Source organism: Kitasatospora sp. NBC_00374, assembly GCF_041434935.1.
Taxonomy (GTDB): Bacteria; Actinomycetota; Actinomycetes; order Streptomycetales; family Streptomycetaceae; genus Kitasatospora.
The window spans coordinates 4,425,217-4,440,186 of the sequence record NZ_CP107964.1 but is presented as its reverse complement, the minus strand read 5'-3'; the positions used below and the strand labels follow the sequence as shown (position 1 = coordinate 4,440,186).

Below are 14,970 nucleotides of genomic sequence, written 5' to 3'. Positions count from 1 at the left end.
CGCTCAGCCTCGCCCGATCACCGGGGCGAGCCCGGCCGAACGGCCCACGGCTTCGGCGAACCCGCACTCCGCCAGCCAGTTCGCCAGCATCCGGTGGCCGCCCTCGGTCAGCACCGACTCCGGGTGGAACTGCACGCCCTCGACCAGCAGGTCGCGGTGGCGCAGGCCCATGATCACGCCGCTCTCGGTCTGCGCGGTGACCACCAGGGTGTCCGGCACCGTCGCCGGGTCGACCGCCAGCGAGTGGTACCGGGTGGCGGTCAGCGGCGAGGGCAGCCCCTCGAACACCCCGCCGTCCTCGTGGGTGACCGGTGAGGTCTTGCCGTGCAGCAACTCCGGTGCCCGGCCGACGACCGCGCCGTACGCCACCGCGATCGACTGCAGGCCCAGGCACACCCCGAAGACCGGCAGCCCGATCGACGCGCAGCGGTGCACCATCTCCACGCAGACCCCGGCCTCCTCCGGCGTCCCCGGGCCGGGGGACAGCAGCACCCCGTCGAAGCCCTGGTCACCGTCGCGGAGCACCGCGTGATCGACCGTCACCTCGTCGTTGCGGACCACCTCGCAGGTGGCACCGAGCTGGTAGAGGTACTGGACGAGGTTGAAGACGAAGCTGTCGTAGTTGTCGACCACGAGGATCCGGGGCGGGCGGCCGGAGGTCATCGCGCTACTCCTGATGCAGAGTCGGGCAGGCGGGGGAGACGGTCTGGCCCGGCGTCAGCCGGTACCGCCCTCGTCCACGGTGACGTTACCGAAGGGCAGCAGCGGCTCGGCCCACGGGAAGACGTACTGGAACAGGACATAGACGATCCCGAGGACGAGCAGCAGCGCGATGACCGCCCGGATCGGGGTGTTGCCCGGCAGATGCCGCCAGATCCAGCCGTACATGGTGCTCCTCGCGAGGTTCAGGTCGGGATCCAGAGTAGACCGCCGTCCGGGTCCGTACCGCGCATATCACCCTGGTGGACAACGGGCGGACTCCGTCCGGTTCCCGCCGGCGGCCCGTCCGCCCCCCGGTCCGCCGCCGGCCGGGCCGTCACGGGCCGGGCCTGCTACTGGCCCTCGGCCGAGCGCAGGTCGGCCGAGCCCGCGTAGCCGGGCAGGGTCAGCTCGGTGTTCTCCTGGACCTTCCAGCCCAGCCCGTACGCCACCACGTACTGCAGGTAGCGCTTGATCGCCGGATCGCTGTCCAGGGCCGAGCGCAGCGCTTCCGTCTTCCCGACCGCCCTGATCACGTACGGCGGGGAGTAGACCCGTCCCTGGAGCAGCAGGGTGTTTCCGACGCAGCGGACGGCACTGGTGGAGATCAGCCGCTGGTCCATCACCTGGATGCCCTCGGCGCCGCCCCGCCACAGGGCGTTGACCACCGCCTGGATGTCCTGCTGGTGGATGACCAGGTCGTTGACGTCCGGCTCCGGCACGTTCGGGATCCGCGCGGTCGCGTTCGGCGGCGCGTCGTTGAGGGTGACCGTCAACCCCGGGCCGCGCAGTGCCTCCAGCCCGGCGGCCTGCTGGAGGGCGTCCAACCGGTCGGTGTCGGCGGGGCTGCCCTGCTGCTGGGCCAGTGCGTCGGTACGGTCCTGGAGCTCGCCGACCTGGGCCTGGAGCTGCTGGTTCTGCGCGCTGCGCTCGCGTATCACGTCGCTGAGCTTGAGCAGCGAGTTGTCGGTGCGCAGATCGGTGCCCTGGGCGGTCTGCGCGCTGATGTAGAAGAGCAGTCCGGCGAGCGCGAAGACGGCGCAGGTCAGGGCACGTCCGACAATTCGGGTCCCGCCGGTGCGCGCAGGGCCGGACTCAGGGGGAATCGTGGAATTCGGCACCGTACCCTTATCTCCTTAACACCCGGCGAGCCACTACGCTAACGGACGCCGGTGGCATGTGCGGAGTGCTGCTCCCGGCACGACAGCGGGCGCGCCCCGAGGTACGTGCCGGCTGACGGCCCGCCGTACGGATCCGGTCCCCACAGCCGCCCGCTTTCCCGCTGCACCCCGCGCGGTCACAGCGCATCGACAGGAGAGTCCCTCGTGCCGAAGTCTCGAGTCCGCAAGAAGGACGACTACACGCCGCCGTCCGCCGCGACCGCGGTGAAGATCAGCTCCGGCCGGAGCTGGGTCGCCCCGCTCATGCTGGCGTTCTTTCTCATCGGCCTGGTCTGGATCGTCACCTACTACGTGACCAGCGGCAGCTGGCCGGTGGCAAGCTGGGGCAACTGGAACATTCTGGCCGGTTTCGGTTTCATCGCGGCGGGCTTCGGCGTCTCCACCCAGTGGAAGTAGGCCTCGGCCGCTCCCCCGTCCCACCCTGCACCGCCTCGGCGTGACCCCGGGGCGGTGTTTCGGCGTGCCACCACAGGTCTCGACCATATGTTTATCCACACAGTTATCCACACTGGGGAAAAGTCGATCGAACCTGTGGATAACTCAGGCCGGGGAATTGCGCCCCGACTCCTGCCCGGATGACCCAAAGACCAGTTGGACGCGCGTAGACATGCCATTCGGCACCCGGCGCGCACACCCACTGTGCACAACCGCGCGCCCACTGTGGACAACTACCCTCCGAGACGTGCCGTCCCCACCACGACCGTCCCCACCACCACGGCCAGGACGGCGGCCGCCGTCAGCCCCTGGACCAGCACGCGGTGTGCCCGCGGGGCGTACACCAGCCCAGCCGCCATCGCGGCCCCGGCCACCAGGCCGCCGATGTGCGCCCGCCAGTCGATCCAGCTGACCGAGAAGGTCACCACCAGGTTGAACACCAGCAGGGCCACGACCGGCCCGAGCGGCGCCCGGTTGAAGCGCACCAGCACCACCGTGGCCCCCAACAGACCGAAGATCGCGCCCGAGGCACCCACCGAGTAGAGCGCGCCGCCGGAGACCAGGAAGGCCAGCGCGTTCCCGGCCAGCCCGGACAGCAGATAGAGGCCCAGGAACCGCAGCCGCCCCAGCACCCGCTCCAGTGGCGGTCCGAGCACGATCAGGCTCACCAGGTTGGTCGCCACGTGCAGAAAGCCCGCGTGCACGAACATCGAGGTCAGCAGCCGGTACCACTCCGAGGGCCCGGCCGCGACACCGACCGACAGCCCCGGCACGGGGACGTAGCTGTAAAGCCCCAGCCGCATCTGCCAGGACGGCGCCAGATACTGGGTGACCAGGAACACCAGCAGGTTCAGCGCGGCCAGTGTGACCGTCACCGGCGCCCCGGCCACCATCGGGTGGGCAGCGAACCGCGTGGCCGCCGGACGGCTCTGCTGGACCCCGCCGCGGACGCACTCCGGGCACTGGAAGCCCACCGCGGCCCCGGTCATGCAGTCCGGGCAGACCGGTCGGCCACAGCGGGCGCAGGACACCCCGGTCTCCCGGTCGGGATGCCGGTAGCAGACCGGTGCACCACCCCCGATCCCGGGCCCGGGGCCGTTCGACGAGCCGGGAAGCATCCGGTACCTCCTCATGACGGATCCCGGCCGCCCACCCGCGAGCAGGGGGCGCCGGGACCGTCCAGGCTACGCCGTGCGGAGTCAGCCGCGGGTGATGACCACGGACTCGATCACCACGTCCTCCAGCGGGCGGTCGCCCGGCCGGGTCGGGGACTTCGAGATCTGCTCGACGACGGCCCGACCGGCCGGGTCGACGACCTCGCCGAAGATGGTGTGCTTGCGGGTCAGCCAGGCGGTCGGCGCGACCGTGATGAAGAACTGCGAGCCGTTGGTGCCCGGGCCCGAGTTGGCCATCGCGAGCAGGAACGGCTTGGTGAAGGCGAGGTCGGGGTGGAACTCGTCGGCGAACCGGTAGCCCGGGCCACCCGTGCCGGTGCCCAGCGGGTCACCGCCCTGGATCATGAAGTCGCCGATCACCCGGTGGAACACGGTGCCGTCGTACAGCGGCGCGTCGGACTTCTGGCCGGTCCGGGGGTCGACCCACTCGCGAGTTCCCTCAGCCAGCTCCACGAAGTTCGCCACCGTCTTCGGGGCGTGGTTCGGGAAGAGCTTGACCACGATGTCACCGCGGTTGGTCTTCAGGGTGGCGGTCAGGTCCTGGGTCACGGAAATGCCTTCTTCTCTCCGGTGTCACTAACGCGAAAATCATCCCACGCCCCCCGCAGACGGCTCAGCCCGGCGTGCCCGGGCCCAGAACGCCATGCATGATCTCCAAACAGGTGGAAAGGTGCATACAGGACGCCACCGAGGAGGAGAAGCTCGTGACCCGTTTGGACTCAGCGCGGGAGACTGCCGACCGGACGAAGGAAGCCCTCGCGCCCTACGCCGTCACCGCCAAGGACACCGCCCTGCACTACGCCGGCGAGGCCAAGCAGGTGCTCGGCCCCAAGGCGGCCGCCGCCGGCGACCGGGCCAGGACGGGCGCCGTCAGCGCCGCGCAGGCCGCCCGCACCCAGTACGCCAGGCACGTCGTACCGCAGCTGGAGCAGGCCTTCGCCGGCCTGCCCCCGCATGCCCAGCAGACCACCCTGAAGGCCGTCCACCGGGCCCAGGAGGCCGCACTGGCCGCCAGGCTCTCGGCGGCCCGGACCACCGAGCAGGCCAGGACCACGGTGGTCCCCAAGGTCACCGGCGCGGTCGACAGCGCCCGCGCCACCGTCGGCCCGTTCGCCCAGGAGGCGCAGCTCCGCGGCGCCGCCGCGCTGACCGCCCTGCACGGCAACGTGACGGCGGCCGAGATCAGCGAGCTGGCCGCCAAGAACATCAAGAGGCAGCACCGGCACGGCTGGGCCACCGGCCTGGCGGTCGCCGGCACCGTGGCGATCGGCAGCGGGGTGCTGGTCTGGCACTGGTACCGCAAGCAGAGCAACCCCGAATGGCTGGTCGAGCCCCCGGAGCCGTCGTCCCCGGCCACCGGCCCGACTGCCGGGGACGCCACGCTGGTGAACGGCTCCACCCCGATCGGATCCACCCGGCCCGCCTCCGGCCAGGAGAACACCGAGTCCCACCCCGACGAGGCGGACCACCGGCCCGGCGACGACCGCCCCAAGCCGCACGACCCGCGCAAGCCGCACTGACGGCACCGGCGACGGCACCGGCCTCGCCGACCCGCGGAAACGGCAAACGGCCGCTGACCTGGTACCAGGTCAGCGGCCGCCGCGGCTGTGGAGCTTAGGAGATTCGAACTCCTGACATCTGCCATGCAAAGACAGCGCTCTACCAACTGAGCTAAAGCCCCGCGTTCTGGGCACTAGCGTACCCGCTCCCGGAACAAATCTTGCGCGGGCCGTCGAGTCGGACCGGCAGGCATCCGGGAGAGCGCGGACCGGCCCCGGCCGATGGACCGGGGCCGACCCGTGGGAGGCCGGAAAACCGGCCCCGAAAGATCGTTCGCAGGCCTCAGCGGCCGGCCGGAACCGGGTCGGTGGCCTCGGTCCACAGGTCCTGCTCGGCGCGGTCGGCCTGAACCTGACGGTAGACAAAGAAGCCGCCGAGGGCGACCAGGGCGACCAGGAGGAGCTTCTTCACCGCGGGACCTCGTCCTTCTTGCTTGCAGTAGCGGATCGTCGGCCCGCCGTCCCGGCCGGGAGGCACCGCCCACGAACCCTTGGGTGTACGAGCACGAACCAGCGGCCGTGCTGGAGACCGCCTTGCGGCCGATGATACACACCGGTAACCCGTTCAAGAGGTGCCACTGCCCGGTCCAACCGACCGATCCGCACCCAGGATTGACGCCGCGCCTTCTGTCGTACGGCCTGTCCGGCCGCTCGGCGGCCGCACCACCGCCGTTCCGGCCACCAGATCCACCCTCGTCCTCGGCGGCGCGCCCTCGCCCCGCTACGGCCGCCTGCGCCCACGCCGGGCCGCCACCTCCTGCCGCAGGATCCGCAGGTCGTCGCGGACCGCCCGCAGGTCGTCCCCGTGACGGCACAGCCGCTGCCCGATCGCCGCGATCACCCGGTCCCCCGCGTCCAGCCTGCGTTCGATCGCGAGCAGCCGCAGCTCCACCCGGTCGAACGGCTCCGCGCCGTCGATCCTCCGCTGCCACTCCCGGACGGCCGGGTCGGCCGCGGCCCGCTCGTACTCGTCCCACCGCAGCCGGCTCTGCGGCCACGGCCGGGCCCGGAACACCGGCACCTGCGGCCCTTCGGCCGCGGACCGCCAGACACCCTCGGCGACGTCGAGGAGCTCACGCCGCACGGCCCGGGCGACCTCGCTGTCCCGCAGCAGCATCGCCACGTTCAGCACGGCCCGCCGGGGGAGGACGGCGAGCCCGGAACGGGGCTGTGGATAACTCCTGGAATAGAGGGACATCGTGTCCCTCTTAAAAGTCTCCAGGTCAGCGCCTCGGAGCACGCACGCTCCGTTGGCCTTTAGCTCCTCGCGGTGGCGGAGGTAGACCTTGCGGACCGCCTCCTCCCCGACCTCGAAGTAGTCCGCGGCCATCCGCAGGGTGACGTGAAGGCCGTCCGGGAGCAGGGTGAGCGCCTTGACCCTGTCGAGCGCCTCGGTGCGGCCGTCCAGCCGTTGGGCGAGCTCTCGGCGCAGCGTCGGGGATTCGAGCATGACGGAGTCCATGGACACGGGGATGCCCTCCATGGTCGGAGTGGATCGTGGACCGCCACATCACCCGGGGCGGGCAGGACCGGACATCCGCCGGCAGGAGCAGAGGTCGCGCCACGTCCACAGATCCACCGACCGGTTCTGTCGCCCGGCCATCCCCGACTTCACAGGAGTTTCGAGTCGTCCGTCCCCACACTGCCTCTGCGCACCCGGCCCAACGAGCCGGCCGGTGCGAGGTCACGCAGGAGACCTGTGACGACAGCCACACGGCGGGCTTCGGCGCAGGATGAACGGATCCCGGCCCGGGCAGGTATCCGGCCGCCGGCGACGCCGTCGGGCCGTGAACGTCGAAGGACCCCGGTCACTGGGTGACCGGGGTCCTTCTTGCAGGTGGGCCTAACAGGACTTGAACCTGTGGCCTCTTCCTTATCAGGGAAGCGCTCTAACCGTCTGAGCTATAGGCCCTTGCCGCACTGAAAGATTAGCGGACCGAGCGCCGATCTCCCAAATCCGTATCCGCGGCCACCTCGGGGCCGGACTCCGAGCGGTGCAGCTCAGGGTCCCGCAGGCCGGTCAGCCACTGCTCCCGGGTGGCCGGGAGGCCGCTGCGGCCGACCGTGGTGGTGCGGACGGCGAGGACCTGGTTGACCCCGATCCGGTTCTGCTCGAAGGCCACCGCGGAGGCCGCCATGTAGAGCCGCCAGACCCGGGCCCGCCCGCGGCCGACCAGTCGGACGGCCTCCGGCCAGTGGGCCTCCAGGTTGGCCACCCACTCGCGCAGGGTCAGGGCGTAGTGCTCGCGCAGCGCCTCGACGTCCCGGACCTCGAAGCCCGCGTCCTCCAGCAGGCCGACCGTGCTGCCCACCGGAGCCAGCTCGCCGTCCGGGAAGACATAGCGGTCGATGAAGGGGCTCGGCCGGTACGCCTCGCCGGGCAGGTCGGGCCGCCGGGCGATCTGGTGGTTGAGCAGGCGTCCGCCGGGCGTCAGCAGGTCGTACAGGCCCCGGGCGTAGGTCAGGTACTGGGCGGAGCCGACGTGCTCGGCCATGCCGACGCTGGAGACGGCGTCGAACGGCCCGTCGGGGATCTCCCGGTAGTCCTGCAGCCGGATCTCGATCCGGTCGCCCAGCCCGGCGTCCGCGACCCGCTGCCGGGCCAGTGCGACCTGCTCGGCCGAGATGGACACCCCGACGGCCGTGACGCCGTAGTGGCGGGCCGCGTGCAGCACCAGCGAGCCCCAGCCGCACCCGACGTCCAGCAGCCGCAGCCCGGGACGCAGGCCCAGCTTGCGGCAGATCAGGTCCAGCTTGGCCTCCTGGGCGTCCTCCAGGCTCTTCGCGTCGGGCGTCCAGTAGGCGCAGGAGTAGACGAGGGTGGAGCCGAGGACCAGCCGGTAGAAGTCGTTGCCCACGTCGTAGTGGTGGCTGATCGCCGCCCGGTCGCGTCTGCGGCTGTGCAGCCGGCCGCTGGGCCTGCCGGCCTCCTCGGGCGGCGGGGCGGGCTGGGGACCGACGGCGCCGATCCGCAGCAGGGTGGCGAGCAGTTCGCGGCCGTGCGCCCCAAGGACGTCGCCGAGGCCGAGGTCCAGCTGGCGCACCTCGGGCTGTTCGGCGAACGCGGCGACGGCCGACAGCACCTCGTAGAGGTCGGTGTCGGGGGCGAGTTCGAGGTCTCCGGAGACGTAGGCACGGGCCAGGCCGAGCTCACCGGGCTGCCAGAGCAGGCGCCGGGCCGCGCGGCGGTTGCGCAGCACCAGGGTGGGGGCGCCGGGCGGGCCCGCGATGCTGCCGTCCCAGGCGCGGATCCGCAGCGGGATCCGCAGCCCCAGCAGCCCCTCCACCGCACCGATCAGTTGTGTTGCGACCTCAGCCATGACGGGCCTCCGACCAGCCGTAACAGCTCCACCGCTTGCCTGCTCCACCGTGCCGCCGCACCGGCGCGACGCTGCGCCGGTGTGAATGGTTGCCCGGTCGACGCGGCCACTAACCCCGTGTCCGCCAACCCGGTCCACTTATCCACGGACCGCCCTGCCGGGGTCGCCCGGCACGCCAGCCGGGCGCGTGCCGTCACCCGAACGCCGGTACCGACGCGGACGGGCCCCGAAGGCGTCAACAGCCTTCGGGGCCCGTCCATTCCGAGCGGGTGACGAGGTGTCAATCCTCTTCCGCCAGGGTCAGCTCGACGCCGCCGGTGAAGCCGGCCGCGGTGTTGTAGATGAACGCGGAGAGGGTGGCCAGGGCCGTCATCAGCACCACGTCCACCACGGCGATCAGGAAGGTGAACATCATGACCCGGCCGAAGCCGATGTAGTCCATCAGGTTGAAGCTGCCGGCGCTGTCGTTGCCCGTGACGTCCTTGAGCGTGCTGCTCAGCGAGTCGAAGACGCCGAGGCCGTCGAGGGTCATCCAGAGCACGGCCGTCGCGACGATGAGGATGACGCCGACGGCCAGCGAGAGCAGGAAGCTGACCTTCATGACCGACCAGGGGTCGGCCTTGACGATCCGCAGCCGGGCCTTGCGGGTCCGGGCACCGCCCGCCGCCGCGGCGGGCGCGGAGGTGCCGGGACGGCGCGGGGCGGTGCCGGGCGGGACCCGGGTGCCGCGGGCGGGGGTCGGCTGGCCCTTGGCGTAGGTGGTCGGCGTGGAGAAGCCGTCCGTACCGCCGCCCTGGGCGGCGGCAGGCTGTCCGCCGTAGGTGGCACCGCTGCCCTGGCCTGGCGCACCGACCGGCGGCATCAGCGAGGTGGACGCCGCCGTCGGGTGCTCGGTCGGACGCGGCGGCACCCCGCCGTACGGCGCACCGCCCGGCAGGCCGCCCGTGGCACCTCCAGCACCCGTGGCTCCACTCACCCTGGTCCTCCTGCAGTTCCCGCCAGGTCGGCGGTCCGCCCTGGTCATCGCTTCCGGTCCGGTGGCCGGCCCTGTGGCCGACACCGGTCAGCGGTCCGGCGCCCGCCCCGGCAGGGGCGGACACCGGACCGCCGGCGCGAGGTCAGGCCTGGTCGGCCTCGCCACCCGCCGTCGTCCCGTCCTCGGTCACGGGCACCTCGGCCGTGGCCTCGGTTGCCTCGTCCTCCGAGGTCTCCTCGTCCTCCGCCTCCGCGTTGCGGGCCATGCCCACGACCGCGTCGCGCTTTCCGAGGTTGATCAGTTGGACGCCCATCGTGTCACGTCCGGTTTCACGAACCTCCGAAACCCTGGTCCGGATCACGCCGCCGGACAGCGTGATGGCCATGATCTCGTCGGTCTCCTCGACGACCAGGGCCCCGACCAGGGACCCCCGGCCCTCGACGATCTTCGCCGCCTTGATACCGAAACCGCCGCGTCCCTGGACACGGTACTCGTCAACCGAGGTCCGCTTGGCGTAGCCGCCGTCCGTGGCGGTGAACACGAAGGTGTTCGGGCGGATCGAGTTCATCGAGAGCAGTTCGTCGTCCTCGCGGAAGGACATGCCCTTCACACCCGAGGTGGCCCGGCTCATCGGCCGCAGCGAGTCGTCGGTGGCGGTGAACCGGATCGACTGCGCCTTCTTGGAGATCAGCAGCAGGTCGTCCTCGGCGGAGACCAGCTCGGCGCCGATCAGCTCGTCGTCCCGGCCGTCCTCGTCCTGCCGGAGGTTGATCGCGATCAGGCCGCCGGAGCGCGGCGAGTCGTAGTCCTTCAGGCGGGACTTCTTCACCAGGCCGTTTCGGGTCGCCAGCACGAGGTACGGCTTGTCCTCGTAGGTGCGCACCGCCATCACCTGGGCGATGTGCTCCTCGGGCTGGAAGGCCAGCAGGTTGGCGACGTGCTGGCCGCGGGCGTCCCGGCCGGCGTCGGGCAGTTCGTAGCCCTTGGCGCGGTAGACGCGGCCCTTGTTGGTGAGGAAGAGGATCCAGTTGTGCGTGGTGGTCACGAAGAAGTGGTCGACGATGTCGTCCTGCTTCAGCTGGGCCCCGCGCACCCCCTTGCCACCGCGCTTCTGCGAGCGGTAGAGGTCGGACCTGGTCCGCTTGACGTAGCCGCCACGGGTGATGGTGACGACGATGTTCTCCTCGGCGATCAGGTCCTCGATCGAGAGGTCGCCGTCGGAGGGGATCAGGGTGGAGCGCCGCTCGTCGCCGTACTTCTCGACGATCGCAGTGAGCTCCTCGGAGATGATCTCCCGCTGGCGGGAGGGCGAGGCGAGGATCGCGTTGTACTCGTTGATCTTCGCCTGCAGCTCGTCGTGCTCGCTCAGGATGCGCGCGCTCTCCAGCGCGGCCAGCCTGCGCAGCTGCATCTCCAGGATCGCGTTGGCCTGCAGCTCGTCGATCTGGAGCAGGTTCATCAGGCCGCTGCGGGCGGCGTCCGCGCTCTCCGAGGCCCGGATCAGCGCGATCACCGCGTCGATCTGGTCCAGCGCCTTGAGCAGCGCACGCAGGATGTGGGCGCGCTCCTCGGCCTTGCGCAGCCGGAAGGTGGTGCGCCGGACGATGACCTCGACCTGGTGGTTGACCCAGTGCCGGATGAAGGCGTCGAGCGAGAGCGTGCGCGGCACGCCGTCGACCAGGGCCAGCATGTTGGCGCCGAAGTTGGTCTGCAGGTCGGTGTGCTTGTAGAGGTTGTTCAGCACGACCTTGGCGACGGCGTCGCGCTTGAGCACGACCACCAGGCGCTGGCCGGTCCGGGACGAGGACTCGTCGCGGACGTCGGCGATGCCGGCGACCTTGCCGTCCTTGACCAGGTCGGCGATCTTCAGCGCCAGGTTGTCCGGGTTCACCTGGTACGGCAGCTCGGTGACCACCAGGCACTGGCGGCCCTGGATCTCCTCGACCTCGACCACCGCGCGCATCGCGATCGAGCCGCGGCCGGTCCGGTAGGCGTCCTCGATGCCGCGGCGGCCGACGATCAGCGCACCGGTCGGGAAGTCCGGGCCCTTGATTCGCTCGATCAGGGCTTCCAGCAGCTCCTCGTTGGTGGCCTCGGGGTTCTGCAGCGCCCAGAGCGCGCCGGAGGCCACCTCGCGGAGGTTGTGCGGGGGGATGTTGGTGGCCATGCCGACCGCGATGCCGGTGGCACCGTTGATCAGCAGGTTGGGGATGCGGGCCGGCAGGACGGTCGGCTCCTGCTGCCGGCCGTCGTAGTTGGCGGCGAAATCGACGGTCTCCTCGTCGATGTCCCGCATCATCTCCATGGCCAGCGGCATCATCTTGCACTCGGTGTACCGCATGGCCGCGGCCGGGTCGTTGCCCGGGGAACCGAAGTTGCCGTTGCCGTCGACCAGCGGCATCCGCATCGACCAGGTCTGGGCGAGGCGCACCAGGGTGTCGTAGATCGAGGTGTCGCCGTGCGGGTGGTAGTTGCCCATCACGTCGCCGACCACGCGGGCGCACTTGTAGTAGCCCTTCTCGGGCCGGTAGCCGCCGTCGTACATCGCGTAGAGCACCCGGCGGTGCACCGGCTTGAGGCCGTCGCGGACCTCGGGCAGCGCACGGCTGACGATCACGCTCATCGCGTAGTCGAGGTAGGAGCGCTGCATCTCGGTCTCGAGCTCGATCGGCTCGATCCGCATGGTGGCCTGGCTGGTGCTGTTCTCCGGCTGCTCGTCGCCGTCCGGACGGTTGTCGTCGACCACTGGTGGTCAGTTTCCTTTCACGCGGGGCCTGGTTACGTGGGGGACCGCTGGGGTCACACGTCCAGGAACCGGACGTCCTTGGCGTTGCGCTGGATGAAGGACCGGCGGGCCTCCACGTCCTCGCCCATCAGGACGGAGAACAGGTCGTCGGCGCGGGCCGCGTCCTCCAGGGTGACCTGGAGCAGCAGGCGGTGGGCGACGTCCATGGTGGTGACGCGCAGCTCCTCGGCGTTCATCTCGCCGAGACCCTTGAACCGCTGGATCGCGTCGTCCTTGGGCAGCCGGCGGCCGGCCTCGACACCGGCGGCGATCAGCGCGTCGCGCTCACGGTCCGAGTACGCGTACTCGAAGTCGTCCCGGCCCCACTTGATCTTGTACAGCGGCGGCATCGCCAGGTAGACGTAGCCGGACTCGACCAGCGGCCGCATGAAGCGGAACAGCAGGGTGAGCAGCAGGGTGCGGATGTGCTGTCCGTCGACGTCGGCGTCCGCCATCAGAACGATCTTGTGATAGCGGAGCTTGGACTCGTCGTAGTCCTCCTGGATGCCGCAGCCGAAGGCCGAGATCAGCGCCTGGACCTCGGTGTTCTGCAGCACCTTGTCGATCCGGGCCTTCTCGACGTTCAGGATCTTGCCGCGGATCGGGAGGATCGCCTGGGTGCGAGGGTCCCGGCCCTGCTTGGCCGAGCCGCCGGCGGAGTCACCCTCGACGATGAAGATCTCGCACTCGGCCGGGTCCTTGGACTGGCAGTCGCTCAGCTTGCCCGGCAGCGAGGCGCTCTCCAGCAGGCCCTTGCGCCGGGTCAGGTCGCGCGCCTTGCGGGCCGCGACCCGGGCGGTGGCCGCCTGGATCGACTTGCGGATGATGTCCGAGGCCTCGTTGGGGTGGCGGTCCAGCCAGTCGTTCAGCTGCTCGTGCACCACCTTCTGGACGAAGGTCTTCGCCTCGGTGTTGCCCAGCTTGTCCTTGGTCTGGCCCTCGAACTGCGGCTCGCCGAGCTTGACCGAGATGATCGCGGTCAGACCCTCGCGGATGTCCTCGCCGGAGAGGTTGTCGTCCTTCTCGCGGAGCAGCTTCTTGTCCCGCGCGTAGCGGTTGACCAGGCCGGTCAGCGCCGCGCGGAAGCCCTCCTCGTGGGTGCCGCCACCGTGGGTGTGGATGGTGTTGGCGAACGAGTAGACCCCCTCGGTGTACGAGGAGTTCCACTGCATCGCGATCTCGACCGAGAGCGACCTCTCCTTGTCCTCGGCCTCGAAGTCGATCACCGACGGGTGGATCGGGTCGCCCTTGCGCGAGTTGAGGTGCGCCACGAAGTCCGCGATACCGCCGTCGTACTTGTACGTGACGGCGAGCGGGCGGCCCTCCTCGTCGGCGTGCTCGGCGCGCTCGTCGGTCAGCGAGATGGTCAGGCCCTTGTTGAGGAACGCCATCTCCTGGAAGCGCCGGGAGAGCGTCTCGAACGAGTAGACCGTGGTCTCGAAGATGTCCGGGTCGGCCCAGAAGGTGACGCTGGTACCGGTACCGCCGGTGTCCTCGTGCCGCTCCAGCGCCGCCGTCGGGGCGCCGGCCTTGTAGTCCTGGGACCAGCGGTAGCCGTCCCGGTGGATCTCGATCGCCAGGCGCGTGGAGAGCGCGTTCACCACCGAGACGCCGACGCCGTGCAGGCCGCCGGAGACGGCGTAGCCGCCCTGGCCGAACTTGCCGCCGGCGTGCAGGACGGTCAGCACGACCTCGACGGCCGGACGGCCCTGACCGGGGACGATGTCCACCGGGATGCCACGGCCGTTGTCGACGACGCGCACCGCGCCGTCGGCGAGGATGGTCACGTCGATGGTGTCGGCGTACCCCGCCAGCGCCTCGTCGACGGAGTTGTCCACGACCTCGTACACCAGGTGGTGCAGGCCACGCTCACCGGTCGAGCCGATGTACATGCCGGGGCGCTTGCGGACGGCTTCGAGGCCCTCCAGCACCGTGATGTTGCTACCGGTGTAGGAAGCCTCGGCGGTCTGGTCGGTGGGGTCTGGGTTCTGGCTGGGGTTGCCGGAATCGGCCACGAAGCGCCCTCTCTGGCACAGCGCGGGTCGCATGCCACCCGGTGATCCGGACGGCCTGCGACCACGGCGTTTCGACTCGGTTGCTGCGAGCAACAGTGTTTGGCTCTCAGTCTACCGGTACGACTGACAGAGAGGGGCGTTTGGCAGCCCCTGAGGGCAGATGTGCCGCCCTGAATCCCCTCTGCACATGTCCCGATACTCGCCCAGGGGGCTCAGGGGCCTCACACGGGCCGCCAGCGATTCCGGACCGCGCGGCTCCGCTCCGGACGGTCACCCCCAGGTGTCGCCCGGTCCCTTGCTCCCCGGTGCGCGCAGCCTCCCGTACCCCCGGACCGGCGCGTCAGGCCCCAGGACCTTGATCACCTTCACCGTGCCGTGCCCCAGCTCGTGGTTGAGCCGGGCCACCAGCTGCCGGGCCAGCAGCCGCAGCTGGGTGGCCCACGCCGTGGAGTCGCACTGCACCGTCAGCACCGCCTCGGCCTCCGCGTAGTTCTTGGGCACGCAGTGCGCCGCGATGTCCGGGCCGACGATCTGCGGCCAGCGGCCCATCACCCCGCCGACCGCCGCCGGTGCCTCCCAGCCCCGCTCGGTGATCAAACGATTCAGCGCGGCACCCAGCGGCACCGGGTCCCGCCCGTCCGCCCGGGCACCGCTGCGCAGACCGTGCCGCTTCGCCTCGCGCTTCTCCCTGACCTGCTCGCCGCGCTTCCTGGCCTGCTCCTTCGCCGCCCGCAGCGCCACCCGCGCCAGGTCCACACCCGACGGCTCAGGCGTCTCGCTCATGCGCCCCGCCCCTCTCCCCAGGCTGTGGACTTCCCGTCCGGA

At 70.7% G+C, this 14,970-nt stretch carries 14 protein-coding genes and 2 tRNA genes; 2 read left to right on the top strand and 14 right to left on the bottom strand.

The features are described from left to right. Positions 1-3: 3 nt before the first annotated feature. The 3 genes from OG871_RS19995 to OG871_RS19985 all read right to left on the bottom strand — a co-directional run bounded on the left by OG871_RS19995 (position 4) and on the right by OG871_RS19985 (position 1,820). Positions 4-663, bottom strand: coding sequence for an aminodeoxychorismate/anthranilate synthase component II (locus OG871_RS19995; protein WP_371498322.1), 660 nt, complete (start codon positions 661-663; stop codon positions 4-6). A 54-nt stretch (positions 664-717) separates the two neighbouring features. Continuing rightward, positions 718-888, bottom strand: coding sequence for a hypothetical protein (locus tag OG871_RS19990; RefSeq protein ID WP_371498321.1), 171 nt, complete (start codon positions 886-888; stop codon positions 718-720). A gap of 164 nt (positions 889-1,052) precedes the next feature. Then, the gene (locus OG871_RS19985; RefSeq protein ID WP_371498320.1) at positions 1,053-1,820 is read right to left on the bottom strand and encodes a DUF881 domain-containing protein; all 768 of its coding nucleotides are present in this window, start codon (positions 1,818-1,820) and stop codon (positions 1,053-1,055) included. A 204-nt stretch (positions 1,821-2,024) separates the two neighbouring features. On the opposite strand from OG871_RS19985, the gene crgA reads away from it, so the two are divergent. Next, positions 2,025-2,276 (top strand): cell division protein CrgA, encoded by a 252-nt coding sequence (crgA, locus tag OG871_RS19980; protein ID WP_371498319.1) that lies wholly within the window; start codon positions 2,025-2,027, stop codon positions 2,274-2,276. Positions 2,277-2,548: 272 nt separating this feature from the next. On the opposite strand, the gene OG871_RS19975 is transcribed toward crgA, so the two are convergent. Together OG871_RS19975 and OG871_RS19970 are read right to left on the bottom strand one after the other, a co-directional pair. Then, positions 2,549-3,304, bottom strand: coding sequence for a rhomboid family intramembrane serine protease (locus OG871_RS19975; protein ID WP_371498318.1), 756 nt, complete (start codon positions 3,302-3,304; stop codon positions 2,549-2,551). Between the two features lie 210 nt (positions 3,305-3,514). Then, the gene (locus OG871_RS19970; RefSeq protein ID WP_371498317.1) at positions 3,515-4,039 is read right to left on the bottom strand and encodes a peptidylprolyl isomerase; all 525 of its coding nucleotides are present in this window, start codon (positions 4,037-4,039) and stop codon (positions 3,515-3,517) included. 155 nt (positions 4,040-4,194) lie between these two features. Here OG871_RS19970 and OG871_RS19965 point away from each other — a divergent pair, with 155 nt between their 5' ends. Then, a complete protein-coding gene (locus tag OG871_RS19965; protein ID WP_371498316.1) occupies positions 4,195-5,010 on the top strand; it encodes a DUF5324 family protein in 816 nt (271 codons plus the stop codon). 88 nt (positions 5,011-5,098) lie between these two features. Here the strand turns inward: OG871_RS19965 and OG871_RS19960 are convergent. The 9 genes from OG871_RS19960 to OG871_RS19920 all read right to left on the bottom strand — a co-directional run bounded on the left by OG871_RS19960 (position 5,099) and on the right by OG871_RS19920 (position 14,928). Continuing rightward, a tRNA-Ala gene (locus OG871_RS19960) sits at positions 5,099-5,171 on the bottom strand. A 161-nt stretch (positions 5,172-5,332) separates the two neighbouring features. Continuing rightward, positions 5,333-5,461 (bottom strand): DLW-39 family protein, encoded by a 129-nt coding sequence (locus OG871_RS19955; RefSeq protein ID WP_014137031.1) that lies wholly within the window; start codon positions 5,459-5,461, stop codon positions 5,333-5,335. A gap of 309 nt (positions 5,462-5,770) precedes the next feature. Beyond that, a complete protein-coding gene (locus OG871_RS19950; protein ID WP_371498315.1) occupies positions 5,771-6,532 on the bottom strand; it encodes a hypothetical protein in 762 nt (253 codons plus the stop codon). Positions 6,533-6,887: 355 nt separating this feature from the next. After that, positions 6,888-6,961, bottom strand: a tRNA-Ile gene (locus OG871_RS19945). Positions 6,962-6,977: 16 nt separating this feature from the next. Then, positions 6,978-8,369: a class I SAM-dependent methyltransferase gene (locus OG871_RS19940; protein ID WP_371498314.1), complete on the bottom strand. Its 1,392-nt coding sequence runs from the start codon at positions 8,367-8,369 to the stop codon at positions 6,978-6,980. A gap of 280 nt (positions 8,370-8,649) precedes the next feature. Beyond that, positions 8,650-9,345 carry a DUF3566 domain-containing protein gene (locus tag OG871_RS19935; protein WP_371498313.1) on the bottom strand — a complete coding sequence of 232 codons (696 nt, stop codon included), beginning with the start codon at positions 9,343-9,345 and terminating at the stop codon, positions 8,650-8,652. A 142-nt stretch (positions 9,346-9,487) separates the two neighbouring features. Next, positions 9,488-12,028 (bottom strand): DNA gyrase subunit A, encoded by a 2,541-nt coding sequence (gene gyrA / locus OG871_RS19930; RefSeq protein ID WP_371503362.1) that lies wholly within the window; start codon positions 12,026-12,028, stop codon positions 9,488-9,490. Between the two features lie 116 nt (positions 12,029-12,144). Continuing rightward, the gene (gene gyrB / locus OG871_RS19925) at positions 12,145-14,178 is read right to left on the bottom strand and encodes a DNA topoisomerase (ATP-hydrolyzing) subunit B (RefSeq protein ID WP_371498312.1); all 2,034 of its coding nucleotides are present in this window, start codon (positions 14,176-14,178) and stop codon (positions 12,145-12,147) included. A gap of 237 nt (positions 14,179-14,415) precedes the next feature. Further along, the gene (locus tag OG871_RS19920) at positions 14,416-14,928 is read right to left on the bottom strand and encodes a DUF721 domain-containing protein (protein WP_371498311.1); all 513 of its coding nucleotides are present in this window, start codon (positions 14,926-14,928) and stop codon (positions 14,416-14,418) included. Positions 14,929-14,970: the final 42 nt, after the last annotated feature.

What these genes read in the sequence shown, in the direction of transcription:
- OG871_RS19995 (WP_371498322.1), bottom strand. Translation starts at nt 663, where the DNA reads ATGACCTCCGGCCGCCCGCCCCGGATCCTCGTGGTCGACAACTACGAC.
- OG871_RS19990 (WP_371498321.1), bottom strand. Translation starts at nt 888, where the DNA reads ATGTACGGCTGGATCTGGCGGCATCTGCCGGGCAACACCCCGATCCGG.
- OG871_RS19975 (WP_371498318.1), bottom strand. Translation starts at nt 3,304, where the DNA reads ATGACCGGGGCCGCGGTGGGCTTCCAGTGCCCGGAGTGCGTCCGCGGC.
- OG871_RS19950 (WP_371498315.1), bottom strand. Translation starts at nt 6,532, where the DNA reads ATGGAGGGCATCCCCGTGTCCATGGACTCCGTCATGCTCGAATCCCCG.
- OG871_RS19940 (WP_371498314.1), bottom strand. Translation starts at nt 8,369, where the DNA reads ATGGCTGAGGTCGCAACACAACTGATCGGTGCGGTGGAGGGGCTGCTG.
- gyrA (WP_371503362.1), bottom strand. Translation starts at nt 12,028, where the DNA reads ATGCGGATCGAGCCGATCGAGCTCGAGACCGAGATGCAGCGCTCCTAC.
- gyrB (WP_371498312.1), bottom strand. Translation starts at nt 14,178, where the DNA reads ATGCGACCCGCGCTGTGCCAGAGAGGGCGCTTCGTGGCCGATTCCGGC.
- OG871_RS19920 (WP_371498311.1), bottom strand. Translation starts at nt 14,928, where the DNA reads ATGAGCGAGACGCCTGAGCCGTCGGGTGTGGACCTGGCGCGGGTGGCG.